Origin of the sequence: Afifella sp. H1R, from assembly GCF_021462425.1 — a bacterium.
GTDB lineage: Bacteria > Pseudomonadota > Alphaproteobacteria > Rhizobiales > Afifellaceae > Afifella > Afifella aestuarii.
The window spans coordinates 1,330,206-1,353,389 of sequence record NZ_JAKEDY010000001.1; the positions used below are offsets into that span (position 1 = coordinate 1,330,206).

23 protein-coding genes are annotated in these 23,184 nt (G+C 63.9%); 7 read left to right on the forward strand and 16 right to left on the reverse strand.

The genetic code is table 11. The features are described from left to right. Window positions 1–168 precede the first annotated feature (168 nt). A complete protein-coding gene (recQ, locus tag L0F51_RS06375; RefSeq protein WP_234628403.1) occupies window positions 169–1,980 on the forward strand; it encodes a DNA helicase RecQ in 1,812 nt (603 codons plus the stop codon). 131 nt (window positions 1,981–2,111) lie between these two features. On the opposite strand, the gene L0F51_RS06380 is transcribed toward recQ, so the two are convergent. The 4 genes from L0F51_RS06380 to L0F51_RS06395 all read right to left on the reverse strand — a co-directional run bounded on the left by L0F51_RS06380 (window position 2,112) and on the right by L0F51_RS06395 (window position 7,071). Then, window positions 2,112–2,966: a DUF1624 domain-containing protein gene (locus tag L0F51_RS06380; protein WP_234628404.1), complete on the reverse strand. Its 855-nt coding sequence runs from the start codon at window positions 2,964–2,966 to the stop codon at window positions 2,112–2,114. An 11-nt stretch (window positions 2,967–2,977) separates the two neighbouring features. Then, a complete protein-coding gene (locus tag L0F51_RS06385) occupies window positions 2,978–4,540 on the reverse strand; it encodes a 2-isopropylmalate synthase (RefSeq protein WP_234628405.1) in 1,563 nt (520 codons plus the stop codon). 378 nt (window positions 4,541–4,918) lie between these two features. Further along, complete coding sequence (locus tag L0F51_RS06390) at window positions 4,919–5,818, reverse strand: PhzF family phenazine biosynthesis protein (protein WP_234628406.1); 900 nt, start codon at window positions 5,816–5,818, stop codon at window positions 4,919–4,921. An 8-nt stretch (window positions 5,819–5,826) separates the two neighbouring features. Continuing rightward, a complete protein-coding gene (locus L0F51_RS06395; RefSeq protein ID WP_234628407.1) occupies window positions 5,827–7,071 on the reverse strand; it encodes a sodium:proton antiporter in 1,245 nt (414 codons plus the stop codon). 133 nt (window positions 7,072–7,204) lie between these two features. Here L0F51_RS06395 and L0F51_RS06400 point away from each other — a divergent pair, with 133 nt between their 5' ends. Next, on the forward strand, window positions 7,205–7,471 hold the full coding sequence (locus L0F51_RS06400) for a PilZ domain-containing protein (RefSeq protein ID WP_128291865.1): 267 nt from the start codon (window positions 7,205–7,207) through the stop codon (window positions 7,469–7,471). Window positions 7,472–7,560: 89 nt separating this feature from the next. Here L0F51_RS06400 and ilvC read toward each other — a convergent pair whose 3' ends face one another. The 4 genes from ilvC to crcB all read right to left on the reverse strand — a co-directional run bounded on the left by ilvC (window position 7,561) and on the right by crcB (window position 9,965). Then, the gene (ilvC, locus tag L0F51_RS06405) at window positions 7,561–8,580 is read right to left on the reverse strand and encodes a ketol-acid reductoisomerase (protein WP_234628408.1); all 1,020 of its coding nucleotides are present in this window, start codon (window positions 8,578–8,580) and stop codon (window positions 7,561–7,563) included. 217 nt (window positions 8,581–8,797) lie between these two features. Next, window positions 8,798–9,142 carry a DUF190 domain-containing protein gene (locus L0F51_RS06410; protein ID WP_128291581.1) on the reverse strand — a complete coding sequence of 115 codons (345 nt, stop codon included), beginning with the start codon at window positions 9,140–9,142 and terminating at the stop codon, window positions 8,798–8,800. A 3-nt stretch (window positions 9,143–9,145) separates the two neighbouring features. Next, window positions 9,146–9,532: a CrcB family protein gene (locus tag L0F51_RS06415; RefSeq protein ID WP_234628409.1), complete on the reverse strand. Its 387-nt coding sequence runs from the start codon at window positions 9,530–9,532 to the stop codon at window positions 9,146–9,148. 28 nt (window positions 9,533–9,560) lie between these two features. Beyond that, window positions 9,561–9,965: a fluoride efflux transporter CrcB gene (crcB, locus tag L0F51_RS06420; RefSeq protein WP_234628410.1), complete on the reverse strand. Its 405-nt coding sequence runs from the start codon at window positions 9,963–9,965 to the stop codon at window positions 9,561–9,563. A 480-nt stretch (window positions 9,966–10,445) separates the two neighbouring features. Between crcB and L0F51_RS06425 the strand changes: the two genes are divergently transcribed. After that, window positions 10,446–11,675 (forward strand): S8 family serine peptidase, encoded by a 1,230-nt coding sequence (locus L0F51_RS06425; protein ID WP_234628411.1) that lies wholly within the window; start codon window positions 10,446–10,448, stop codon window positions 11,673–11,675. Window positions 11,676–11,745: 70 nt separating this feature from the next. Continuing rightward, window positions 11,746–11,988 carry a hypothetical protein gene (locus L0F51_RS06430; protein ID WP_128291578.1) on the forward strand — a complete coding sequence of 81 codons (243 nt, stop codon included), beginning with the start codon at window positions 11,746–11,748 and terminating at the stop codon, window positions 11,986–11,988. Window positions 11,989–12,051: 63 nt separating this feature from the next. Here the strand turns inward: L0F51_RS06430 and L0F51_RS06435 are convergent, their stop codons facing one another. The 6 genes from L0F51_RS06435 to L0F51_RS06460 all read right to left on the reverse strand — a co-directional run bounded on the left by L0F51_RS06435 (window position 12,052) and on the right by L0F51_RS06460 (window position 17,669). Beyond that, entirely contained in the window at window positions 12,052–13,188 is a 1,137-nt protein-coding gene (locus L0F51_RS06435; protein ID WP_234628412.1) for an ATP-dependent RecD-like DNA helicase, read from the reverse strand. Window positions 13,189–13,332: 144 nt separating this feature from the next. Next, window positions 13,333–13,782: a hypothetical protein gene (locus L0F51_RS06440; RefSeq protein ID WP_234628413.1), complete on the reverse strand. Its 450-nt coding sequence runs from the start codon at window positions 13,780–13,782 to the stop codon at window positions 13,333–13,335. A gap of 129 nt (window positions 13,783–13,911) precedes the next feature. Next, window positions 13,912–14,505, reverse strand: a complete 594-nt coding sequence (locus L0F51_RS06445) for a LysE family translocator (protein WP_234628414.1) — start codon at window positions 14,503–14,505, stop codon at window positions 13,912–13,914. A gap of 58 nt (window positions 14,506–14,563) precedes the next feature. Continuing rightward, window positions 14,564–15,124, reverse strand: coding sequence for an acetolactate synthase small subunit (ilvN, locus tag L0F51_RS06450; RefSeq protein ID WP_307155704.1), 561 nt, complete (start codon window positions 15,122–15,124; stop codon window positions 14,564–14,566). Between the two features lie 178 nt (window positions 15,125–15,302). Continuing rightward, a complete protein-coding gene (locus tag L0F51_RS06455; protein WP_234628415.1) occupies window positions 15,303–17,060 on the reverse strand; it encodes an acetolactate synthase 3 large subunit in 1,758 nt (585 codons plus the stop codon). A 207-nt stretch (window positions 17,061–17,267) separates the two neighbouring features. Continuing rightward, on the reverse strand, window positions 17,268–17,669 hold the full coding sequence (locus tag L0F51_RS06460) for a hypothetical protein (protein WP_234628416.1): 402 nt from the start codon (window positions 17,667–17,669) through the stop codon (window positions 17,268–17,270). A 119-nt stretch (window positions 17,670–17,788) separates the two neighbouring features. Between L0F51_RS06460 and L0F51_RS06465 the strand changes: the two genes are divergently transcribed. Beyond that, on the forward strand, window positions 17,789–19,231 hold the full coding sequence (locus L0F51_RS06465) for a sensor histidine kinase (protein WP_234628417.1): 1,443 nt from the start codon (window positions 17,789–17,791) through the stop codon (window positions 19,229–19,231). Window positions 19,232–19,258: 27 nt separating this feature from the next. On the opposite strand, the gene miaA is transcribed toward L0F51_RS06465, so the two are convergent. Next, complete coding sequence (gene miaA, locus L0F51_RS06470) at window positions 19,259–20,173, reverse strand: tRNA (adenosine(37)-N6)-dimethylallyltransferase MiaA (protein ID WP_234628418.1); 915 nt, start codon at window positions 20,171–20,173, stop codon at window positions 19,259–19,261. Here miaA and serB point away from each other — a divergent pair. Continuing rightward, a complete protein-coding gene (serB, locus tag L0F51_RS06475) occupies window positions 20,172–21,086 on the forward strand; it encodes a phosphoserine phosphatase SerB (RefSeq protein ID WP_234628419.1) in 915 nt (304 codons plus the stop codon). The genes miaA and serB overlap by 2 nt on opposite strands. Then, window positions 21,083–21,649 (forward strand): GNAT family N-acetyltransferase, encoded by a 567-nt coding sequence (locus L0F51_RS06480; protein ID WP_234628420.1) that lies wholly within the window; start codon window positions 21,083–21,085, stop codon window positions 21,647–21,649. The genes serB and L0F51_RS06480 overlap by 4 nt, the downstream gene beginning before the upstream one ends. A gap of 2 nt (window positions 21,650–21,651) precedes the next feature. Here L0F51_RS06480 and L0F51_RS06485 read toward each other — a convergent pair whose 3' ends face one another. Further along, on the reverse strand, window positions 21,652–23,172 hold the full coding sequence (locus L0F51_RS06485; protein ID WP_370642322.1) for a DegQ family serine endoprotease: 1,521 nt from the start codon (window positions 23,170–23,172) through the stop codon (window positions 21,652–21,654). Window positions 23,173–23,184: the final 12 nt, after the last annotated feature.

Sequence of the window (23,184 nt, forward strand, 5' to 3'; positions counted from 1 at the left end):
TCGGCGGCCGTGGGCCTCGATTTCTCCACCGAGCGAGAAAGCATCTTCGTCAATCTCGGAAAGGTCGGCGCCCCACTTCGAGAAAACCGCCGCCGACACCGCCCATTGATCGTGACCCGGGCGAAGCTGCTATGGAGAACGCTCCCACGATTCTCCATGCGACCTCACATGCCCACGAAAGCCGTCGAAATCCTCAAAGCTGTCTATGGCTATGATGCGTTCCGGGGCCCGCAGGCGCGCATCATCGAGCATGTGATTGGCGGCCATAACGCCTTCGTGCTGATGCCGACCGGCGGCGGAAAATCGCTCTGCTACCAGATCCCGGCGATCGCCCGACCCGGCATGGCGCTGATCGTCTCCCCGCTTCTGGCCCTGATGGCCGATCAGGTCGCGGCCTTGCGCCAGGCGGGGGTGAAAGCCGCCGCGCTCAACTCCGATCTTCCGCCGGAAGAGCGGCGCGCCTTGTGGAGCGATATCGAGGCCGGCGCGCTCGATCTCCTCTATGTCGCGCCCGAAACGCTCCTGCGCGGTGGGGTCTTGCAGCGGCTTGGGCAGACGACCCTGTCGCTGATCGCCATCGACGAGGCCCACTGCCTGTCGCAATGGGGCCACGACTTCCGCCCCTCCTACCGCCAGCTCGACGTGCTCGTGCGCCAGTTCCCGAAGACGCCGCGCATGGCCCTGACGGCAACGGCCGATGCGCCGACGCGCGCCGAGATCCTGTCGCATCTCGAGATCGTCGAAGCCGACGCCTTCATCGCCGGCTTCGACCGCCCCAACATCCGCTACGCCATCGCCGAAAAGGACAATCCCCGCGCCCAGCTGAAGGATTTTCTCAAGCGCCATCAAGGCGAGAGCGGCATCGTCTACTGCCTCTCCAAGCGCAAGTGCGAGGAGACGGCCGCCTGGCTTCGTGGCGAGGCTTACGACGCCCTCGCCTATCACGCGGGCATGGACAAGGCCGATCGCGAGGCGAACCAGCAGCGCTTCCAGCATGGCGAGGCGGTCGTCATGGTCGCCACCATCGCTTTCGGCATGGGCATCGACAAACCGGACGTGCGCTTCGTCGCCCATATCGATCTGCCGGGAAGCCTGGAGGCCTATTACCAGGAGACCGGCCGCGCCGGGCGGGACGGCCTGCCCGCCGAGACGCTGATGCTCTACGGTCCCGAAGACGTCGCGCTGCGCAACCGCTTCATCGAGGAATCGGATGCCCCGGACGAGCGCAAGCGGACGGAGCGGCAGAAGCTCGATGCGCTCCTGGGTCTGGCCGAGACGGCGGGTTGCCGCCGCCAGGTGCTGCTCGCCTATTTCGGCGACAATTGCGAGCCTTGCGGCAATTGCGACACCTGCGCCGCGCCACCACAGCTCTTCGACGGGACGATCGCGGCGCAGAAGGCGCTCTCCTGCATCTATCGCACCGGCGAGCGCTTCGGGCAGGCCTATATCGTCGATGTTCTTCTCGGCGTGGAGAGCGAGCGCATCGCGCAGTTCGGCCATGACCGCATCTCGACCTTCGGCATCGGCAAGGAGCACGACAGCCGCCTGTGGCGGGCCATCCTGCGCCAGCTGATCGCGCTGCGCCTCGTCGACGTCGACCTTGCGGGTCACGGAGGCCTGTCGATCTCGACCGCCGGTCGCAACTTCCTGCGCGACAAGCCGACGCTCATGCTGCGCGTGCCAGCCCCTCGCCGAAGCCGGCGCGGCAAGGGCGGACAAAGCACGGCTCAGTCCGTCGTGCCGGAAGCCGATCGGGCTCTCTTTCAGATGCTCAGAGAAAAACGGCTCGAGATCGCACGGCAGCAGAACGTGCCGCCCTATGTGATCTTTCACGACAAGACCCTGATCGAGCTCGCGGCGGCGCGTCCCCGCTCACGTGCCGAGATGGCCCATGTTCCCGGTGTCGGCGAGGCCAAGCTCGATCGCTACGGCAGCGCCTTCGTGGCGGTGATCGCCGATTTTGCAGAGCGTTCTTCTTAAGCCTCGGGGCCGAAGCGCAGATAAATCCCCTTCGGCCGATGCCCGTGATGCTGCTCCCGATAGCGAAACCGAAGCGCGCCTTGGCTCCGCTTCGCGCCCAGGCTCAGGGCCCAGGGCCCAGGGCCAAGAGCTCAGCGCATCGTCACCCACGCCGCCGCATAGACGAGGCCGAACAGCACCGGCTGATGGATGAGGTAGAAGGCCAGCGAATGGCGTCCGCCGAAGGCGAGCGCCTGCGAGATCGGATCGCGCGCGGGTTTTGCCAGGAGTCTCAGAACCTGCTGATTTTTCAGAAGCAGACGCCCACCGACGAGGCCCGACAGGACGACGCCGAACCACGGAAAAAGCGGCACGTAATCGTTGGTGAACGGGCGGTAGGTCATCAGCCCGAGAAACTGCAGATAGCGGCCGTTGAAAGCGGGGCCTGCGAGGAAATCCGCCCCGAACAGGAAGAACGCTGCCGCAGCTGCGACGAGCCATAACGGCGCCCGCAGGAAGAGGAGGCCGAGCACGCTCGCCAGTGCGATCTCGTGCAGAATGCCGAAGAAGATATAGGCCTCCGGGAAGACCAGATAGGTGACGACGGTAATCGCCGCCGCGCCGCCCGCGACCATCGCAAGACGCTTGAGGAAAGGCCGAAACCGAAGCCCGGAATGATGGGCAAGCGCGAGGCTCACGCCGACGAGAAACAGAAACGATCCGGCGATCATGCGTGCGAACAGGATCCAGCCCGGCGCACTCGCCACGCCCGCATTGGAAAACCCGAAGAAGGCAAGATCCCAGGAGCAGTGGTAGACCGCCATCGCCACGAGCGCGATGCCGCGAAAGACGTCGATCCAGATGAGCCGCGGCAGCCGCGCCCCGGCGGCCGGAGGATCGAGACGCCCGGCCTTTTCGCCGAGCGAGGCGCCCGTCCCGTCCAAAACATTCCGGCCCGGCGTTTCCGCCGGCCCGGTGATGCTGTCGTGCGTGTGTTCGTGTGCCAAGGGCAGCCGCGTCAGCCGGCCTGCGCGTGCAGCCGTTCGCCGCGCGCGATCAGCTTGTTGACCGCGGCGAGATAGGCTTTTGCGGAGGCAACCAGCGTGTCGGGATCGGAGGCACGCCCGGTCACCGCCCGGCCCTCGCGGTCTTCGACGCGCACAGAAACCTCCGCCTGCGCGTCCGTGCCGCCGGTCACCGCATGCACCTGATAGAGCGCCAGGCTCGCCTCATGCGGGACGAGCGATTTGATCGCATTGAAGGTGGCATCGACCGGGCCGTTGCCCGTCGCCTGGAAGGTGCGGTGCTGGCCATCCTGACTGACCGTCAGGGTCGCGGCCTGCGGGCCCATCGTACCGGCAATGATCGTCAGCGCTTCCAGCCGGATACGATCGGCCGCATTCGCCAGCTTCTCGTCGACCAGCGCCTCGATGTCCTCGTCAAAGACATGCTTCTTGCGATCGGCCAGCGCCTTGAAGCGGTTGAAGGCATCCTCGAACGCATTGTCGCCCAGGTCGTAGCCGAGCTCCTTCAGCTTGGAGCGGAAGGCATTGCGGCCGGAATGCTTGCCCATGACGAGCGAGGTCTTCTGAACGCCGACCGATTCCGGCGTCATGATCTCGTAGGTCTGGGTATGCTTCAGCATGCCGTCCTGGTGGATGCCGCTTTCATGCGCGAAGGCATTGCGACCGACGATCGCCTTGTTGAACTGCACCGGGAAGGAGGTCGCCGACGACACCATCTTCGAGGCGCGCGTCAGCATCTTCGTATCGATACCGGTGTGATAGGGCAGAACGTCCCGGCGCGTTTCGATCGCCATGACGATTTCTTCCAGCGCCGCATTGCCGGCCCGTTCGCCGATGCCGTTGACGGTGCACTCGATCTGGCGGCAGCCACCGACGACGCCGGCGAGTGAATTCGCCACCGCCATGCCGAGATCGTTGTGGCAATGGACGGAGAAGACCGCCTGATCGGAATTGGGCACTGCCTCGCGCAGGCGGATGAAGAGATCGCGGTATTCGTCGGGCGTGGTGTAGCCGACGGTATCGGGGATGTTGATCGTCCCGGCGCCGGATCGGATCGCCGCTTCGACGCAGCGACACAGGAAATCGAATTCCGTGCGCGTCCCGTCCTCGGCCGACCATTCCACGTCGTCGACCAGATTGCGCGCTCGGGCGACGGAATCGGTGACGAGCTGCAGAACCTGCTCCGGCTCCTTCTGCAGCTTGAATTTCATATGCACCGGTGAGGTGGAGATGAAGGTATGGATCCGCCCGCGCTTCGCGTGCCGCACGGCCTCGCCGGCCCGGTCGATGTCGCCCGGATTGGCTCTCGCGAGACCGGCGATGACGGAATTCTTCGAGCGGCGGGCAATTTCCGAGACCGCCTCGAAATCACCCGGCGAGGCGATCGGAAAGCCCGCTTCGATGATGTCGACGCCCATCTGGTCGAGGAAGGCAGCGACTTCGAGCTTTTCCTCAAACGTCATGGTCGCGCCGGGACATTGCTCGCCGTCGCGCAAAGTGGTGTCGAAAATGACGACGCGGTCGCCTTCGGATCGGACTTCGTCGGTAATGGTCATTTGAATTCTCCTTGCCGGTCTCCCGGCTGGCCTCATCGAGGCGCTGAACGTTTCGGCTTGTTCGCGTCTCCCCTGAGTGCCCGCCCTGTGCGGCTCGGTCGAAACCGGCCCGGGCTGTCGACGCTCAGGGGCGCCTAAGGAGAAGAAGGTCGAGGGGAAGAAGGGTAAGCGCCAGCGCCGCGCCCGAAGGGGCACGGGAGAAGGAAATGTCGCAATGCTTCGTCGGCGAGCGCATTCGAGCGGCGTTCCACAACGTCAACACGTCAGGCCTTTTAACCTCAGCGCGCCGCAAAAGCAAATGCCGGTGACGCCGCCGGGCGCCACCCACATCAAAGCCGCGCATGTGGCCGCGCATTCGGCATGACAAGCGAAGCCTCGTCAAACCTGGAGCACACCTTCCATCACCTGCACGGCCGCACCGCCGATTCGCACCGCCGTGATGGCGGAACGCGTGATGCTGACTTCGAGGCGAATGATCGAAGGCCGGCTCATCTCGAACCCCTGCTCGATGCGCACGGCATGATCGCCATCCGGCAATTGATCGAACTTCAGAAGCTGGCCGGCGAAGGCCGCCGCGGCCGAACCGGTCGCCGGATCTTCCGCAATCCCGAGCGAGGGCGCGAGCATGCGGGCCCGAAACTGGTTGTCCCGCCCCTCCGGATCGCGACAGTAGAGATAGACGCCGTCCTGGCTGAAGGTTTCGGCCCAGGCCGGATGCGCCGGATCCACGGCAGCGAGTGCGGCACGGTCCTGCACCGGAACGAAATGAAACGGCAATCCCGCCGACCACACCATCGGCTTGTGGTTTTCGAACAGCAGTTCGCCGGTCGTCAGCCCGCAGGCCGCGGCGATTTCGTCGATCTCACGGGCAGGTCCCATTTCCACGGGAAGTTTTGGACAGTCGAACTCGGCGAAGCCTGCCTGCTCGGAAAGCTTGACGCCGCACCGCACCGGCCCGATCCCTTCTTCCAGAACCACGACGGCGTCCTGTCCGCTCGGCTGTCCGCCGAAACGCGCCGAGGCGAGGCACACGGCCGCGCCGACGGTCGGATGGCCTGCGAAGGGCAGTTCGCTGAAAGGCGTAAAAATGCGGGCCCGCGCCGAATGCGCCGGATTGTCCGCGGAGAGAATGAAGACCGTCTCCGACAAATTGAATTCACGTGCAATCGCCTGCATCTGGCTGGTCTCCAGCCCGTCTGCATCGATAACGATCGCCAGAGGATTTCCGGCCAAGGCCTTGTCGGTAAAGACGTCGTAGATCTGATAACGGCGTTCCACATCCCCTCCTAAGTGAACACGACACGACGTATGAGGCTTCTGATCGTCAGACCCTGCACCACGATGGAGAAAATCACCACCGCATAAGTGGTCAGGAGAATCGGCTGCTTGGCGGGCACGTCCGGCAATGACAGCGCAAGCGCGACGGAAATGCCCCCGCGCACCCCGCCCCAGGTGAGCACGGCGATCGACCCGGCCGTGAAGGTGCGCTTCAAGGCAAGGAGCGTGATCGGCAAAAAGACAGAGACGAGACGCGCCAGAAGGACGAGAGGGATCGTGGCCACGGCAAAAAGCGCCAGCTCCGGATCGATCGCGACGATCAGAACCTCGAGCCCGATGAGGAGGAACAGGACCGAGTTCAAAAGCTCGTCGATCACCTCCCAGAAATGAAACAGATAGGTCTTGGTCTCTTCGCTCATCGCCGTGCGCTGGCCGCGATTGCCGACGAGAAGACCGGCCACGACGACGGCGATCGGCCCCGACATGTGCAGCGCGAGCGCGACGGCATAAAGCCCGGTCACGAGCGCGAGGCTTAAAAGGATCTCGACCGGATAATGGTCGATCGACTGCATCAGCCGGACGGCGATCCATCCGCCGACGAAGCCGAGAAGCGCGCCCCCGCCCGCCTCCAGAAGGAAGATCTCGCCGATATGGAGAGGCTCGATCTCGCCTCCCCCCGCCGCGATCGCGAGAAGCACGGTAAACACGACGATGCCGACGCCGTCGTTGAAGAGGCTCTCGCCGGCGATCTTGACTTCCAGAGTCTCGGGCACCCGCACGGACTTCAACAACGACAGAACCGCGACCGGATCTGTCGGGCTGATCAAAGCGCCGAAGACCAACGCCCAGGGAAGCGAAAGGTCGACGCCAAAGAAATTCGCCCCGAAATAGAAGCCGAAGCCGATGAGGACGGTGGAGATGAGGACGCCGAGGCTCGCCATCAGGCCGACGGCCCAGCGTTCCGACTTCAAAAGCCCGAAATCGACATGCAGGGCACCGGCGAAAAGCAGGAACGCCAGCATGCCGTGCATCAGCGTATCGAAGAAATCGATTTGCCGGATCGTCTGGGTAAAGGCTTCGCGCACATGCGAGCCGGGCATCACGATGTCGAAGGCGACGATGGCGAGCGAGGCGAACAACGCCATCAGCAGCATTCCGATCGTATGCGGCAAGCGAATGAAGCGCACATTGACCCACCCGAAGAGGGCCGACAGAACGAGCAGAAGGGCAGAAATATCAAAGAGGCTGAGCATCGGCTTTCCTGGCAATCGCACACCCGATCCGGTCAGCCAGATCCCTATCCGACCGTCGCGCGAGAGGGCTTGCGTTACGCCTGATGAACGGGTGAAAGGTATTTTTGGCCGGAGAAACCCTGGGTTGACAAGGATGGAAGATCAGGAAAAGCGGTCCGAGCACCGCGCACGGGCCCTCAAATCCGCGAAAATCGTACTGAACGACCGCCACTCCACGATCGATTGTGTGGTGCGGGACCTGTCGAAAGGCGGGGCAAAACTCAAAGTGACCAACCCGGTCGCCGTCCCGGAGAGCTTCGAGCTTCTCCTGGAATCGGACAATGTGATGCTGAAGGCCGAAGTGATCTGGCGCAAGGGCGACCAGGTCGGCGTGCAGTTCATCCGCGAACAGGCCGACTGAGGCACGAGAGACCAAAGCAAAAGGGGGCCGGCATGCCGACCCCCTCGAAACCGTGACGCAAGGCGAGGAGTATCCCCCTCGCCGCAGCCTCAGTTCTTCGCCTTGTCGACGAGCTGGTTCTCTTTGATCCAGGGCATCATCTCACGCAGCTTGGCACCGGTCGCCTCGAGCTGATGCGCGTCGTTCATGCGGCGGGTGCCCTTGAAGCGGGGCTGTCCGGCGCGGCACTCCGTCATCCAATCGGAGGTGAACTTGCCGGTCTGGATGTCCTTCAGAACCGCACGCATCGCCTGACGAGATTCGTCCGTGATCACCCGAGGACCGGACATGTACTCGCCGTATTCGGCGGTGTTGGAGATCGAGTAGTTCATGTTGGCGATGCCGCCCTCATAGATGAGGTCGACGATGAGCTTCATCTCGTGGACGCATTCGAAATACGCCATCTCCGGCGCGTAGCCGGCTTCCACCAGCGTCTCGAAACCGGCACGCATCAGCTCCACGACGCCACCGCACAGAACGGCCTGCTCGCCGAAGAGGTCGGTCTCGCACTCTTCCTTGAAGGTCGTCTCGATGATGCCGGCGCGGCCGCCACCGATGGCCGACGCATAAGCGACGGCAACGTCGTGCGCATTGCCGGTCGCGTCCTGCTGAACGGCGACGAGGCAGGGAACGCCGGCGCCGCGCTGATATTCCGAACGCACCGTGTGGCCCGGGCCCTTCGGCGCAATCATGATCACGTCGAGGCTCGCCTTCGGCTCGATCAGATTGAAATGCACGTTGAGGCCGTGGGCAAAGGCGATCGCAGCACCGTCCTTGATATTGGCGGCGATGTGCTCGTTGTAGATGTCGGCCTGCAGCTCGTCGGGCGTGCACATCATGATGAGGTCGGCCCAGGCGGCGGCATCGGCAACCGACATCACCTTGAGGCCCGCGCCTTCCGCCTTCTTGGCGGACGAGGAGCCTTCGCGCAGGGCGATGGCCACGTCCTTGACGCCTGAATCGCGCAGATTGAGCGCATGGGCATGGCCCTGGCTGCCATAACCGACGACGGCGACCTTCTTGTCTTTGATGAGATTCACGTCCGCATCGCGGTCGTAGTAAACGCGCATTTCCGGCACCCTTCCTGAAGATGAGAGGGGCTCGCGTCGCGGCGAGCCTCAAAAAGATAATCGCGGCGTTCTAGCGGGCAGAAGGGCGGCGGGCAACCACGCGCGCGCCCGATGCCGGGCCTGCACCGAATAAACCGGCAGAGAGCCCCGCAGAACCAGCATTCCCTTACGTCGCAAGGGCGCTCGAGCCAAACCGAAAATGACGGAAAGAAGAGGCTTATTCGAGCCCTGCATCGTGGCCGTAGCGCACGACCTCGACCTTCTCCAGCGTGACGAGACCGCTGCCCAGCATCGGCTCCGCAGCCCGAACGAAGCTTTCGATCTTTTCAGCCGTGTCGACGATTTCGATGATGAGCGGAAGATCTTCCGAAAGGCGCAGGATCTTCGAGGTATGCAGACGGCTCGACCGGCCGAACCCCATCGGGCCGCGCAGAACCGTCGCGCCAGCGAGCCCCATCTCGCGAGCCTTCAGAACAATCGCCTCATAGAGCGGACGGCCTTCATGCTCGTCGCTTTCGCCGATGAAAAGGCGCAGGAGGCGCGCATCCTTCGTGTCAGGCATGGCTCAGCTTCCTTTCAGACGGTTGAGGCGCGTGCCGATGCGGTAGCCGACCCAAACGGCCACGAGCCAGAGAAGGACAGAGGCGGCAACATTGAGTGCGGCAGCACCGAAAGCCTGGGCCTGAAGCAGGAGGAACGTCTCCAGGCTGAAAACGGAAAACGTCGTAAAACCACCGCAAAAACCGGTGAGCACGCCCTGGCGCAGGATCGGCCCCGCCATGATGCGCCCATCGGGCTCCGTCAGCGTCGAGTAAAACCCGATCAGAACCGAGCCGACGACGTTGACGAAAAGCGTGCCCCAGGCAAAGCCGGAGCCGAGAAGCGCGAGCGCAGCCAGCGAGGCGAGATAGCGCAGGAGCGAGCCGCTGGCGGCTCCAAGCGCAACGGCCATGAGGAGGCGCGCCTGCCGCGGCATGCTCTCAAGCCCCCACGAGCGCATGCGCTGCACCGAAGCCGGAGGCGACCGCGAGAAGACAGGCGGCAAGAGATACCGCGATGTTGAGGACGGCATCGAGTGGCTCACCGGCACGCGCCAGCGCCAGCGTCTGCAGCGCGAAGGAAGAAACGGTCGTGAAGCTGCCGAGTCCGCCGGTGACGAAGAGCGCCCAGAGCGGCAGGTTCGACGGGCCCTGCGTCGCTGGATCCAACATGAGCGCGGCGAGGATGCCGATCGCCCCGCAGCCGATCACGTTGACGGTGAGCGTGCCCCACGGAAAGGTCTCGCCAAAACGGCGGGCAACGAGGCCCGACAAGAAAAAACGACCGATGCCACCGATAGCGCCCCCCAGAAAGACGAGAACGCAGGACAAGAGAAAAGTCGTCACCACCACTGCCCTCTCAGGGCAGGCAGAGACATCCGGGGGATTGGCAAAAAGGACGAAGGCAAGACGGGGCCCGGGGATGGAGTCTTGAACCGGCGACGGCCCAACGACCGCCCCCTCCCCGGATAGAACAAAGCGCCCCGAAAAAAAAGCGGCGGGCCTCCTCGGCATCGAACGACGCAGACCATGCGGATCGAAACCTTGCGGCGGCGTAAAAGGAGTTCGACGCCCAGATGCGCGGAGGACCGATCGGAGACTGCCTTTCCTCACCCCAAGGCTGGAGTTTTTCTCCTCAGCGATGGTTCCCAAAAGCGAACCAACCCAAGCACGAAGCATAGCAACAAATACAATTTCAGATCCGACAAGACGCCTCCCGGAGCCGGATTTATTTTATTCATCCTTTGACCGGAGCTTGGATAATCCTAAACTTCTCTCAGTGAACCTGTGCGCAGCAAGCGCGAGCCATGACGCAGGGGGGCAGACATGGCAGCTACGGACGAACCCGCTACGGATGGTAACTCCGTCCTCGAACTTCTGCGACCGAAGGCGACGGGCGGTCTCGTCGTCTCCTTTGCCGAGCGCGCCGGCCGCGAGGAGGTGACCGCCCTGGAGAATGCCGTCGGCTCCGGTGTGCGTTCCGTCGGGCTGTCGGAGGCAGCCGAGATCAAGGCACTCGACGGCGAGCCTGCCCTTGTCTTCGAGGAACTCGGCGTCGCCTTCGTCTCCGAGCGCTTCGGACTGGAGGCGACGAGCTCGATCCGGGCCAAGCTGATGGACACCGAATGCGTGCAGAGCGTGCGACCGGAATTCTATATGTTCGCAATCGAGAGCTTTGGGGACACGGCCGAAGCGACCTGGGGTGTTCGCGCGGTCGGTGCCCTCGACAGCCCGCAGACGGGCCAAGATGTGCGCCTCGCAATCCTCGACACCGGCCTTGATCTGACGCATCCGGACTTTGCCGGCCGCAACATCGTCCAGCGGAGTTTCGTCCCGGGACAGGACGTGCAGGACGGCCATGGCCACGGCACGCATTGCGCGGGCACGGCTGCGGGTGGTCGGGCCGCGCAGAGCCGGTTTCGCTATGGCCTTGCTTCCAATGCCGAACTCTATGTCGGCAAGGTGCTCAGCAATTCCGGGTCAGGGCGCGAACGCGACATCATCGCCGGCATGATCTGGGCCATTCAGCAGCGCTGCGCCGTCGTTTCCATGTCGCTCGGCCGTCCTGTCCAGCCCGGCGAAGAACCGGCCCCCGAATACGAACGCATCGGCCGGCTGGCACTTCAGCAGGGCTCGCTCCTCATCGCCGCGGCGGGCAATGAAAGCTCGCGCCGCTATGGCTTCATCGCACCTGTCGGCGCGCCGGCGAATGCGCCGTCGATCATGGCCGTGGCGGCCGTCGACCAGTCGTTGGACGTGGCGGAATTCTCCAGCGGCGCCATCAACCCGGGTGGCGGCGAGGTCGACATCGCTGCCCCTGGCGTCGGCATCCTGTCCGCGGCTCCACAGCCCGAGCTCTACAGGAAGATGCAGGGAACCAGCATGGCTTGCCCGCATGTGGCGGGCGTTGCAGCCCTTTGGGCCGGGACCGACCCGGAACTGCGCGGCCAGGCTTTGTGGGACAAGCTGACGATGACGGCCCGCGGGCTCGACGCTCCGGCGCGCGACGTCGGGGCGGGCCTCGTTCAAGCGCCGCAGGGCCAAGCTGGCGTCTGAGCTGCCGCCGCCCTATGTTAGCGCGTAGCGAAAGACAGGTGGCGAGACGGCCATCTGATGCGAGGTCGCCATGGCGGACATTGCCTTGAAAGTCGTTGTCGACGAGGCGCATATCGGCAAGACCGATGTGGTGAGCCGGTCGGCCGTCAAGGCGGGCATGCGCGTGGAATCGATCGTCCCTGAGATCGGCGTCATCTACGGCTCGGGCGACGAGACGCTGCTGGCGAGCCTTGCCAAGGTCGAAGGCGTCCAGAAGGTGGACAAGGAAACGAGCTTCTGTCTGCCGCCATGCTCGGAGAAAGTGCCGCAATAGCAGCGCCCCCTCGCCCTGCCGACAGCTCTCACACCGGCGGGCACCGTCCCCTTTCCGCCACCGTCACTTCACGATGGTGATCTTCTCCGCCGCGCGGGTGATCGCGGTGTAGAGCCAGCGCTCGCGCGTATCGGGAAAGGCAAAACTCTCGTCGAAGAGCACGAGCTCGTCCCATTGCGAGCCCTGCGCCTTGTGCACGGTCAGGACATAGCCGTAATCGAAATCGTCAAACCGCCGCTTCACCGGCCAGCCGGGATCGGAATCGGGATCTTCGAAGGCCGATTTCAAGACCTTGATCTTGGCCGTCGGCGAGCGCGGCACTTCATCGACCGCCTTCACCATCAATTGCAGACCGGGACCGCGCGGCGTGCCGACGGAGGCGACGTCCCACAGCGAGCCGTTCAACAGGCCCTTTTTCGGATCGTTCCTGAGACAGACGAGCCGGTCCCCCGCCTCCGGCAACGCGCCGTCAAAGCCTTTCAGCGTCCGCAGGCGCTGATTGTAGAGGCGGCGCGTACGGTTGCGCCCGACGAGCACCTGATCGGCCGACATGACGATGTCCTGATCGACATCGTTTTTGGAGATGACGCGGCTTTCGCCATAAGAGCCGTAATCGATGCGCTCGCCCTCGCGCACCCGCATCGCGAGATCGATGATCGGGTTGTCGCGAGCCTGGCGATGCACCTCGGTGAGGAGCATGTCCGGCTCCGCCTCGGTGAAGAAGCCGCCGCCCCCCTCGCCCGCCTTGACCGGCGGCAGCTGCCCCGGATCGCCGAGCACCAGGATCGGCGTGCCGAAGGAGAGAAGATCGCGGCCGAGCGCCTCGTCGACCATGGAACATTCATCGATGACGACGAGCGCCGCCTGCGCCACCGGACTGCCACGGTTCAACGAAAAGGTCGGCGAGATCTTCGTCTTGCCGCTCTCCTCGTCCTCGACCGTCTCCTCACCGCGCGGCCGATAGATGAGCGAATGGATGGTGCGCGCATTCTCCGCGCCCTTGGCGCGCAAAACCTGCGCCGCCTTGCCGGTGAAGGCGCCGAACAGCACTTCGCCATCGACGCCTTCGGCGAGATGCTGGGCGAGTGTCGTCTTGCCGGTGCCGGCATAGCCGAACAGCCGGTAAATCTGCTGGTCGGGCTTCTTCAGCCATTTCGAAACGGCCTTCAGCGCCTGTTCCTGCTGCGGGGAAAACTGCATCGTCCTTCGGGTATCGCGGCTCTCGGGGGATTCTGCCGCGGACACTCGCATGCCATCGGACAGAAAACGACCCCAACGGCGAGACGCTAGCCCGACATCAACAAGAACACAATAAGAACACGCAAGGCACGAGAAACCGGCGCCTCACTTCTCACGGACGCAACAGCCCTTGCCGGTCACCTCTCGCGGCGTCGCCGTCTGCGCCCCCTGCTTGAACGAGACCATCACGGAAAAGTCCGTCGTCTCGCCGCTCGGTTCGGTGCAACTCTGGCCGACGATGCTGGCGATGAGGTCGAGAGGCGCCTCCGTCGTCAGCTCGAAATCGTTCGGCGCGCCCTGCTCCACGCAACCTTCGATCACCAGCGGGCTCCCCTGGTCGTCCGGGTTCTCCGGATCGGAGAACCGCACCACTTCGCGCCCCTCGGCATCGATGCCCGTCGTAAAACTCCAAAAAGGCTCTGCGCCGCGGCAGGTGAAAGCGATGTCGAGGCAGGGATCGCCGGCACGCGCGGGAGCAGCAGCAACGAGGCTACCCGCCGCAACCGCGCCCGTGATCATGACCGACGAAAGGATCTTGCCGAAAGAACTGCGCATCTCATTCCCCCACAGCCACGGCCCATGTCGGGCACGCCGATCGCGGGAAGCGTGATGCCGAAGAAATCCGCTTTCAAGATGACACGTATGTGCGAGATGACGCTTACTTTCGAAATCATACCGCGGCACTCACTTCAGCATCGGCCAGAGCGAGGCGACGAGCGCGAGCCCCATCGCGATGTTGAACCATTTGATACGGACGGGATGATTGAGCCAATCCTTCAGGGCTGACCCGAAACCTGCCCAGATCGACGCCGACGGAATGCCCACGAGGCAGAAGACGGAAACGACGATCGCGAGCGTCAGCGCATAATGGTCCGGATCTGTGTACGCGGCCATGGCCGCAAGCCCCATCATCCAGGCCTTCGGATTGACCCATTGGAAGAGCGCCGCTTCGAGAAAGGTGAGAGGCCCCTGCCCGGCGCTCTCCTCGTGCAGCGCACGCGACATCGCGATCTTCCAGGCGAGATAGAGAAGGTAGGCACCGCCCACGACCTTGAGCAGCGTGTGGAGCGCGGGAAAGCGCTCCACCAGAGCGCCGACACCGAGCCCGACGGCCGTCAGGAGAATGGCAAAGCCGACGAGAACGCCGAGAAGATGCGGGAGCGTCCGGCGGAAGCCGAAATTCACACCCGAAGCCAGAAGCATCAGGTTGTTCGGCCCCGGCGTCACCGAGGCAACGAGGGCGAAGACGATGAGGGCGGAGACGACTTCCGTCGACATGGCGCAGATCCCGAGCAGATTTCAAAAGGCGCCCGGGGCCTTACGCCCGCGGGCAGTGTTAGGAGGATTCAGGTCCGCGCGACAGCGCGGCAAGCCCCGTGCGGCATACTTCGATGAGGCCCATCGGCTGCATGATGGAGATGAATTGCTCCACTTTGGCGGACCGTCCCGTCATCTGGAAGACGAAATGCTCGCGGGTCGCATCGATCACCTCGGCCTTGAAGGCATCGGCGAGGCGCAAAGCCTCCACCCGCATCTCGCCGTGACCCGCGACCTTCACCAGCGCCAGCTCGCGCTCCAGGGGCTTTTCCTGATTGCGTGCCACCGCCACTTCGGTGAGATCCGTCACCCGATGGACCGGGACGAGACGCCCGAGCTGGTTCTTGATCTGCTCGAGGACCGCGACGCTGCCGCGCGTCACGATGGTAATGCGCGACAGGTGCTTCTCATGCTCCGTCTCCGAAACAGTGAGACTTTCGATATTGTAGCCGCGCCCGGAGAAAAGCCCGATGACACGCGCCAGGACGCCCGGCTCGTTGTCGACGAGAACGGAGAGGGTATGCGCCTCCTCCGGGTCCTGGCGATCCTCGATGAAATAGGTCGAGGCCGGCGGCGTCATGGCGGGCTTGCCGGTCATGGTCGAGGAATCGTTCATTGTCCTTCGTATCCTTCATCGAACGGCGAAGGCGCTTCTCGCAAAAGCACCTGCCGAATGTCATCCGCCTGGCGGTCCGCGGACGGGCCGCCGTCACCTCAAACCAGGGGCCTCTGAAGCTGGGCCCCTCCAACCAACAGCATCAAACCAGTGCTTTGCCGCCGGCGAAAGCCTCTTCGGCTCCCTCAGATTCAGCTGGCAGGATCATCTCGTTGTGCGCCTTGCCGGAGGGAATCATCGGGAAGCAGTTTTCGAGATTGGCCACGCGACAGTCGAACAGGACGGGCCGGCGCACGGAAATCATCTCTTCGATGGCGTCGTCGAGCTCGTCAGGCTTGTCCGCGCGCAGCCCGACGCAGCCATAGGCCTCGGCGAGCTTCACGAAATCGGGCAGCGATTCATTGTACGAGTTCGACAGGCGATTGCCGTGCAGAAGCTGCTGCCACTGCCGCACCATGCCCATATAGCAATTGTTCAAGATGAAGATCTTGATCGGCAGGTCGTGCTGCACCGCCGTCGACATCTCCTGCATGGTCATCAGCACGGACGCATCGCCGGCGATATCCACGACGAGACTGTCGGGATGCGCGACCTGCACGCCGAGAGCCGCCGGCAGGCCGTAGCCCATCGTGCCGAGCCCGCCGGAGGTCATCCAGCGATTGGGTGCGTCGAAATGATAGAACTGCGCCGCCCACATCTGGTGCTGGCCGACCTCCGTCGTGATGTAGGTGTCGCGGTCCTTCGTCGCCTGATAGAGCCGCTCGATCGCATATTGCGGCATGATCACGTCACGGTTCGTCCGGTAGGCCAGCGAACGCCGCCCCTTCCAGGTTTCGATCTGCGTCCACCAGGCCTTGAGATCGGGTTCGGGCGCACGCGCCTTCCACATGGCGAGCATGTCTTTCAGAACATGGGTGACATCGCCGATGATCGGCACGTCCACGCGGATGTTCTTGTTGACCGAGGACGGATCGATATCGACATGGATCTTCTTCGAGCCGGGCGAGAAGGCGTCCGTGCGCCCGGTGATCCGGTCGTCGAAACGGGCGCCGATGCACACCATCACGTCGCAATCGTGCATCGCCATATTGGCTTCGTAGGTGCCGTGCATGCCGAGCATGCCGAGCCAGTTCCGGCCCGATGCCGGATAGGCGCCGAGCCCCATCAGGGTCGAGGTGATCGGAAAGCCCGTCGCCGCCACCAGCTCACGCAAGAGCTGGCTCGCCTCCGGACCGGAATTGATGACGCCGCCGCCCGTATAGAGGATCGGGCGCTTGGCATGCGCCATCAGTTCGACGGCATGCGCAATCGCATTCTCGTCGCCCTTCATGCGCGGCTCGTAGCCCTGATAGCTCGAGCGTCCGTCCGGATCCGGGGTGTGATAGATGCCGGTCGCGAACTGCACGTCCTTCGGGATGTCGACGACCACCGGGCCCGGACGGCCCGTCGTCGCGACGTGAAAGGCATCATGCAGGATGCGTGAGAGATCGTTCACATCGCGCACCAGCCAATTGTACTTGGTGCAAGGCCGCGTGATGCCGACAGTATCGCATTCCTGGAAACCGTCGGAGCCGATGAGATGGGTCGGAACCTGCGCCGTGATGCAGACGAGCGGGATGGAATCCATCATCGCATCGGTGAGCGCCGTCACCATATTGGTCGCCCCCGGCCCGGAGGTCACCAGAACGACGCCGGGCTTGCTGGAGGAACGCGCATAGCCTTCCGCCGCATGGCCTGCGCCCTGCTCATGGCGAACGAGGATGTGCTGGATGTCCTCCTGCTGGAAGATCTCGTCGTAGATCGGTAGCGCAGCGCCGCCGGGGTAGCCGAAGATATGCTTGACCCCGTGGTCCTTCATCGCCTGCAGGACCATCTCCGCGCCGGTCATTTCCTTGCCCATCAATCCTCTCCGCCTGGCCGCTCGGGCTCACCGTTATCTCGTTTCTTGAGGCAATAAAAAAGGCCCCCGAAGGAGCCTTGGCACGCACCACCGTAATCGCGGCGACCTAAGAGGTCGCCCCGGTGGCGCGCAACATTACGATAAGCGACGAGATATACATGACGCGGCTTCTAGGGTGATGCGACCGCAAGGTCAAGCGGAAGAATCTTATGCCACAGCCACGCCCGCCGGCGCCTCGTCCTCCCGGGCCGCGAGAAGCCCCGCCGCCGTGCGCCGGAAAACCTCAGGATCGACCGGCTTTCCAAGGCGCGGACAATTCCGAAAGCTCGCCGGCCAGATGCGCTCTTCCGCGACATGCGCCGTGACGAACATGATCGGCACGCCTGCGGCCATGAGCGCCCGCGCCAGCGGAAAGACGCGCCCGTCCGCAAGCTGAACGTCGAGAACCGCGGCATCGGGGCTCGTTTCCTCGGCGAGCCGCAGCCCTTCCGTCAGCTCCCCGACGGGTCCGAGAACCTCGTAGCCCGCGTCGCAAAGAGCGAATTCGAAATCGAGTGCCACCAGCGGCTGGTTCTCTGCGAGAAGAATACGAGCCTGTTGCACCATCATAACACCGGCGAGATTGCCTTTGCCTCCCTGCTGCGGTTAAGCATTAGGAAACAACGCAATTTGTCTCGCCCCTTCCCTGTCATCTTTCCTTGTCATTATTGCCAATGGCGCGATGCGTGATGAGTTCCGCCTCAGACAAGGATGAGGGATGGCAGGCTCGGATGAGCATCGACGGAACGATGGACGTAACCATGACGCCCGAGCGCCAATCCAAATGGCGCGCAGCACTCGGCCGAGCTCGCAACCGCATCATGCTCGCACGTATGGCGCTTTTCGGCCTGCTGCTCCTGTCGGTGGGAGCAATTCTCTTTTTGACCGTACGGGCCGACCGCACCGATGACTGGGTCGAACACACCTTGCGGGTGCGCAGCGAGATCGAATCCCTTCTCGGCTCGTTGCGGGAGGCGGAAGGCGCCCAACGCGGCTATCTCCTCACCGGCGACCAGACGTATCTGAACCCTTATCGGCCGGCCGTGGCGCTATTGCCGGATCAGGTCCAGAAACTGCACGATCTTCTCTCCGACAATCCTCCCCAGACCGCCCGTCTCGACGCCGCGAACACTCTTATCCGGCAGCGCCTCGACCAGATGGATGAGACGATCGAGCTTTTTGCGGCCGGTCAGCGGGACGCTGCCCGCGCCCAGGTCGAACAGCAGGGGCGCACCATCTCCAATGGCATCGCGCAGCAGCTGCGTGAGCTCGATGCGGAGGAAGTCCGCCATCTCGCTCAGCGACAGGCGCTGCAGCGGCGCAACCGCAATCTGCTCCTTCTCGCCATCACCGCCTCCCTGCTTGCGACCGCGGGGCTTGCCACCGCCATCCAGCGCGTCGAGCGCTTGCACATCGCCGAATTGAACCAGACCAACGCATCGCTCGAAACGCGTGTGCGTGAGCGAACGGCGGAGCTCGAAATCGAGCGCCAGCGCGCCGAAGCTTTGTTGAGCGACGTCAATCACCGCGTCGGCAACAACCTGTCGATGGTGTCCTCCATCCTCGCCTTGCAGGCCCGTCAGAGCGACAACGAGGAAGCCAAAGCGGTGCTCGACGGCGCGCGCGAGCATATCGGTGCCATCGCCTCGGCACAGCGTCGCCTGCACCTTCTCGCCGGGCGCGACTGGGTTCGCCTCGACGGCTATCTGGAGCCGCTCGTGGAAGACCTGCAGGAATTGTCGGCGGGCAAGCCGATCACGCTGAAACTCGAGGCCGAACCGTTCCAATTGCCGAGCAAGGATGCCGTGTCGATCGGCATCATCGTCAACGAACTCGTCACCAATGCCATCAAATACGCGTTTCCCGATGGCGAGCGCGGCGAAATCCTCATTCGCTCCCATGCGGTCGAAGATCCGGCCAAGGGCTGCGTGATCGAAATCGTCGACAACGGCATCGGCTATGCGCTCGACGAGACCGAGGGGCCGGGCCTCGGTCGTGTCATCGTTTCCTCGATGTCGCGCAGCCTCGGCGCCGAAATGGAGGCGACGCCGGCGGCGCCGGGGGAAGCGCGCCCGGGCGCAAAACATCGGCTGTTCGTTCCGCGGAAAGCCACACCGCCGGCGACAGCCTGAGCACCGGCTGCCACCTGAGGAGCGAGATCAGGCGTGGATCTCGCACCAGCCCTCGCCGCATTGGTGGCGCAGCCAGGTCAGCTGCCGTTTGGCATAGCGACGGCTTTCCGTTTTTCCCCGCTCGACCGCAGCCGTGAGAGCGATCTCGCCCCGCAGATAGGCGGAAAGCGGCCGCACGCCGATCGCCTTCATCGCCGGCAGATCGGCCGGGAGATCGCGCGCCATCAACGCCTGGACTTCTTCAAGCGCACCTTCGTCGATCATCACACCGAAGCGCCTGTCGATCGCCCGGTAGACCGCCTCACGCTGCGGCAGCAGGATGAAGCGTTTCGCCTCGCTCACGAGCGCCGGCTCGCGCGTCTCGTTCTGCCAATCGAGGAGCGAGCGTCCTGTCGAAAGCTTCACTTCGACCGCCCGCACGGCCCTTTGGGTGTCGCCGGGCCTGACGGTCCCCGCCGCCCGCGGGTCGAGCGTCTCGAGCCAGCGGAGCATGGCATCGCTGCCTTCCCGCTCGGCACGCGCCCGCACCTCGTCGCGAATTTCGGGTTCAATCTCCGGGATCGGAGAAAGGCCTTCCGTCAGAGCCTTCAGATAAAGGCCTGTCCCGCCCACGAATATGGCGGTCGCGCCGTCCTCCTGCACGGCAGAGAGGACGTCACCGACCTCCGACAGCCAGCGACCGACAGAATAGCGGTCCGCCGCATCGACATGCCCGAAAAGTCGATGCTCCAGATTGCGCATCTCGGAAGGCTGCGGCCGCGCCGTCAGCACCCGGAGATCCCGGTAAACCTGCATGGCATCGGCGTTGATGACCACGGCTCGGCGGCCCCGAGCGTGAAGCCCCTCGGCCAAATCGAGCGCAAGCTGTGTCTTGCCGCTCGCCGTAGGCCCCGCTATCAGCACGACCTCGCCTTCCGCCACATGTTCAGGATCAATTCTCATGCAGTCCGTCCTAACGCTGATCGGCTCGAAACGGAAAGCGCCTGTCACCGAGGAGCTGATCGTCGCAGTGACGGCCGAGCTCGGCCGGGCCGGCCTTGCGGCGGGCAACCCGAAATGGCTGTGTGAAGGCGAAGCCTGTGACCTGCCTTTTGCCGGCATGAGCGCATCGGCCCTCGTCGCGGCACGGCAGGCGATCGGTCCGGCCACCATCGACGTGGCCGCCATCCCGGCAGCGAACCGGCGCAAGCGGCTTCTGATCGCCGACATGGATTCCACGCTCATCGACCAGGAATGCATCGACGAGCTCGCGGTCGAGGCGGGCATCGGCGAACATGTGGCCGACATCACGGCGCGCTCGATGGCCGGCGAACTCGCTTTCGAGCCGGCACTCAAAGAGCGGGTCGGCCTTCTCAAAAATCTTCCGGTCGACGTGGCAGACCGCGTTCTGGCGGAACGCATCACTCTGAAAACGGGCGGGCGGACGCTGGTCGCCACCATGCGCGCCGCGGGCGCTCACACCGTTCTCGTCTCCGGCGGCTTCACCATCTTCGCCGAGAAAATCGCCAAAATGCTCGGCATCGAAGAATTCCACGCCAACCGCCTCCTCCACGAAGACGGCCGTTTCACCGGCAAGGTCGCCGAACCGATCCTCGGCCGCAACGCCAAGGTCGAAACGCTGAAGGCGACCCTCGCCCGTCACGACCTCGCGGCAGAGGATGTCATCGCCGTCGGGGACGGCGCCAACGATATCGGAATGGTCGCCCATGCGGGGCTGGGCGTCGCCCTCCACGGCAAGCCGGCTCTGGTGCGGGAAGCGGATGCCGACATTCGCCATGGCGACCTCACCGCCCTTCTTTATCTCCAGGGTTATACGCGTGAGGAATTCCACGAGACGGAGGCAGGTGAGCCATGAGCAGACTTGAAACCGAGCGTCTGATCCTGCGCCCCTGGCAAGACAGCGACCGCGATTTCTGGGCCGATCTCAACGCCGACCCGGAGGTGATGCGCTTCTTCGAGAAGACCCGCAGCCGGGCGGAATCGGACGCCATCTTCGAAAAGCTGAAGGGCCATTTTCTGGTGCACACCTTCGGCTTCTGGGTGTTGGAGCGGAAGACGGACGGCGAGCCGGTCGGCTTCGCCGGGCTGCAGCACACGGATTTCGAGGCGCCGTTCACGCCGGCCGTGGAAGTCGGCTGGCGGCTGAAACGCGCCGAATGGGGCAAGGGCTATGCCACGGAAGCGGCGACCGAAAGCCTCGCCTATGCCTTCGGTCCGCTCGCCCTCGACGAGGTGATCTCGTTCACCGTCACGGCCAATGTGAAATCGCGCCGTGTCATGGAGCGGATCGGCATGTTGCGTGACCGAGCCAAAGATTTCGACCACCCGCGTCTGCCCGAGGATTCTGCTCTCAGGCGGCACGTGGCCTATTCGATCACGCGCGAGGCGTGGCAGGCTCGGCAACGCCAAACAGCCTGAGACTATTGCTCCGGGCTCTCTTCGTCAGGCGCATCGTCTGACGGCTGATCGTCGAGCCGGATCGCGACGAAGCGCAGGTCGCCATCCGGACTGGCGATCAGAAAGAGAGCCGACTGCCGGTCCTGAGCCCGCAGCCGTTCGATGCGCGCCGTGACGTCTTCCGGCTCCGCGACGGCCTCTTGGCTCACTTCGACGATGACGTCTCCGGCTGCGATCTGGTTTTCCTCCGCGACACTTCCAGGCTCCACCGCGGAAATGAGAACGCCTTCGATATCGTCGGCAATCCCGTATTCGCTCCGCGCGTCGTCGCTCAAAACCTCGAGCGTCAGGCCGAGCGTCTGGACCGCTTCGTCGCTGTCCATATCGGAGCCGGGCGTGTCGTCGCCGGAAAGCGTCGAGACCGTCTGCTCTTCCTCGAGCCGGCCCAGGCGGGCGGTGACCGTCAGTTTCTCGCCCTTGCGCAGAAGCGTGACATCAACATCCTTGCCGACAGGCGTATCGGCCACGATGCCCGGCAGTTCGCGCATCGAGGAAACCTGGCGGCCATCGAAGGTGATGATGACGTCGCCGGGCTGAATGCCCGCTTCCGCCGCCGGCCCGCCATCGGTCACGCCGGCGATCAGCGCACCTTCGGCCTTGTCCATGCCGAGGCTTTCGGCGATCTCGTCCGTGACTTCCTGGATCCGCACGCCGAGCCAGCCGCGGCGCGTTTCGCCGAATTCGCGAAGCTGCTCGATGACCGGCATGGCGATTTCGGCAGGAACGGCAAACCCGATGCCGATCGATCCGCCGGTCGGCGAAATGATCGCCGTGTTGATGCCGACGACCCTGCCGTCGAGGTTGAACAGGGGGCCGCCCGAATTGCCGCGGTTGATCGAGGCATCGGTCTGAATGAATTTGTCGTATGGCCCTGAATTGATGTCGCGTTCGAGCGCCGAGACGATGCCGACCGTGACGGTGCCGCCGAATCCAAACGGATTGCCGATCGCCATCACCCAATCACCGATGCGCAGATGCTCCGAATCGCCGAATTCGACCGCCTTGAGCGGATGCGGCGGATTCACCTTGAGAAGCGCGAGATCGGTCTTGGTGTCGCGTCCGACGACCTCGGCTTCGAGCTTCGTGCCGTCGGCGAAGTTCGCAACGATCTCGTCGGCGTCGGCGATGACGTGGTTGTTGGTGACGATGAGCCCCGACGAATCCAGCACGAAGCCGGAGCCCAGCGACTGCACCCGTCGCGAGGGCTGCTCGCCCTCGCTCTGATTGCGATTGAAGAAATCTTCGAAGAACTCCTGGAAGGGTGAGCCTTCGGGGACCTCCGGAACCGGAATGCCGCGTGAGGCGCGCACCCGTTGCGAGGTCGATATGTTGACGACGGAATCGAGGAGGCTTTCCGCCAGATCGGCAAAACTCTCCGGCACGGGTCGGGCGGCGGCGAGGCTGGCCGTCAGCGTCACCATCGCCGCAAGGACAAGGCCGATGCCGGTCCGCGCGACCATGCTGACCGAATTGCGCTCACCCATCAAACAACCTCC

What these genes read in the sequence shown, in the direction of transcription:
- recQ (WP_234628403.1), top strand. Translation starts at nt 169, where the DNA reads ATGCCCACGAAAGCCGTCGAAATCCTCAAAGCTGTCTATGGCTATGAT.
- L0F51_RS06385 (WP_234628405.1), bottom strand. Translation starts at nt 4,540, where the DNA reads ATGACCATTACCGACGAAGTCCGATCCGAAGGCGACCGCGTCGTCATT.
- L0F51_RS06395 (WP_234628407.1), bottom strand. Translation starts at nt 7,071, where the DNA reads ATGCTCAGCCTCTTTGATATTTCTGCCCTTCTGCTCGTTCTGTCGGCC.
- L0F51_RS06400 (WP_128291865.1), top strand. Translation starts at nt 7,205, where the DNA reads ATGGAAGATCAGGAAAAGCGGTCCGAGCACCGCGCACGGGCCCTCAAA.
- ilvC (WP_234628408.1), bottom strand. Translation starts at nt 8,580, where the DNA reads ATGCGCGTTTACTACGACCGCGATGCGGACGTGAATCTCATCAAAGAC.
- L0F51_RS06410 (WP_128291581.1), bottom strand. Translation starts at nt 9,142, where the DNA reads ATGCCTGACACGAAGGATGCGCGCCTCCTGCGCCTTTTCATCGGCGAA.
- L0F51_RS06415 (WP_234628409.1), bottom strand. Translation starts at nt 9,532, where the DNA reads ATGGCCGTTGCGCTTGGAGCCGCCAGCGGCTCGCTCCTGCGCTATCTC.
- L0F51_RS06425 (WP_234628411.1), top strand. Translation starts at nt 10,446, where the DNA reads ATGGCAGCTACGGACGAACCCGCTACGGATGGTAACTCCGTCCTCGAA.
- L0F51_RS06430 (WP_128291578.1), top strand. Translation starts at nt 11,746, where the DNA reads ATGGCGGACATTGCCTTGAAAGTCGTTGTCGACGAGGCGCATATCGGC.
- L0F51_RS06435 (WP_234628412.1), bottom strand. Translation starts at nt 13,188, where the DNA reads ATGCAGTTTTCCCCGCAGCAGGAACAGGCGCTGAAGGCCGTTTCGAAA.
- L0F51_RS06440 (WP_234628413.1), bottom strand. Translation starts at nt 13,782, where the DNA reads ATGCGCAGTTCTTTCGGCAAGATCCTTTCGTCGGTCATGATCACGGGC.
- L0F51_RS06445 (WP_234628414.1), bottom strand. Translation starts at nt 14,505, where the DNA reads ATGTCGACGGAAGTCGTCTCCGCCCTCATCGTCTTCGCCCTCGTTGCC.
- ilvN (WP_307155704.1), bottom strand. Translation starts at nt 15,124, where the DNA reads ATGACGCCGCCGGCCTCGACCTATTTCATCGAGGATCGCCAGGACCCG.
- L0F51_RS06455 (WP_234628415.1), bottom strand. Translation starts at nt 17,060, where the DNA reads ATGGGCAAGGAAATGACCGGCGCGGAGATGGTCCTGCAGGCGATGAAG.
- L0F51_RS06460 (WP_234628416.1), bottom strand. Translation starts at nt 17,669, where the DNA reads ATGATGGTGCAACAGGCTCGTATTCTTCTCGCAGAGAACCAGCCGCTG.
- L0F51_RS06465 (WP_234628417.1), top strand. Translation starts at nt 17,789, where the DNA reads ATGAGTTCCGCCTCAGACAAGGATGAGGGATGGCAGGCTCGGATGAGC.
- serB (WP_234628419.1), top strand. Translation starts at nt 20,172, where the DNA reads ATGCAGTCCGTCCTAACGCTGATCGGCTCGAAACGGAAAGCGCCTGTC.
- miaA (WP_234628418.1), bottom strand. Translation starts at nt 20,173, where the DNA reads ATGAGAATTGATCCTGAACATGTGGCGGAAGGCGAGGTCGTGCTGATA.
- L0F51_RS06480 (WP_234628420.1), top strand. Translation starts at nt 21,083, where the DNA reads ATGAGCAGACTTGAAACCGAGCGTCTGATCCTGCGCCCCTGGCAAGAC.
- L0F51_RS06485 (WP_370642322.1), bottom strand. Translation starts at nt 23,172, where the DNA reads ATGGGTGAGCGCAATTCGGTCAGCATGGTCGCGCGGACCGGCATCGGC.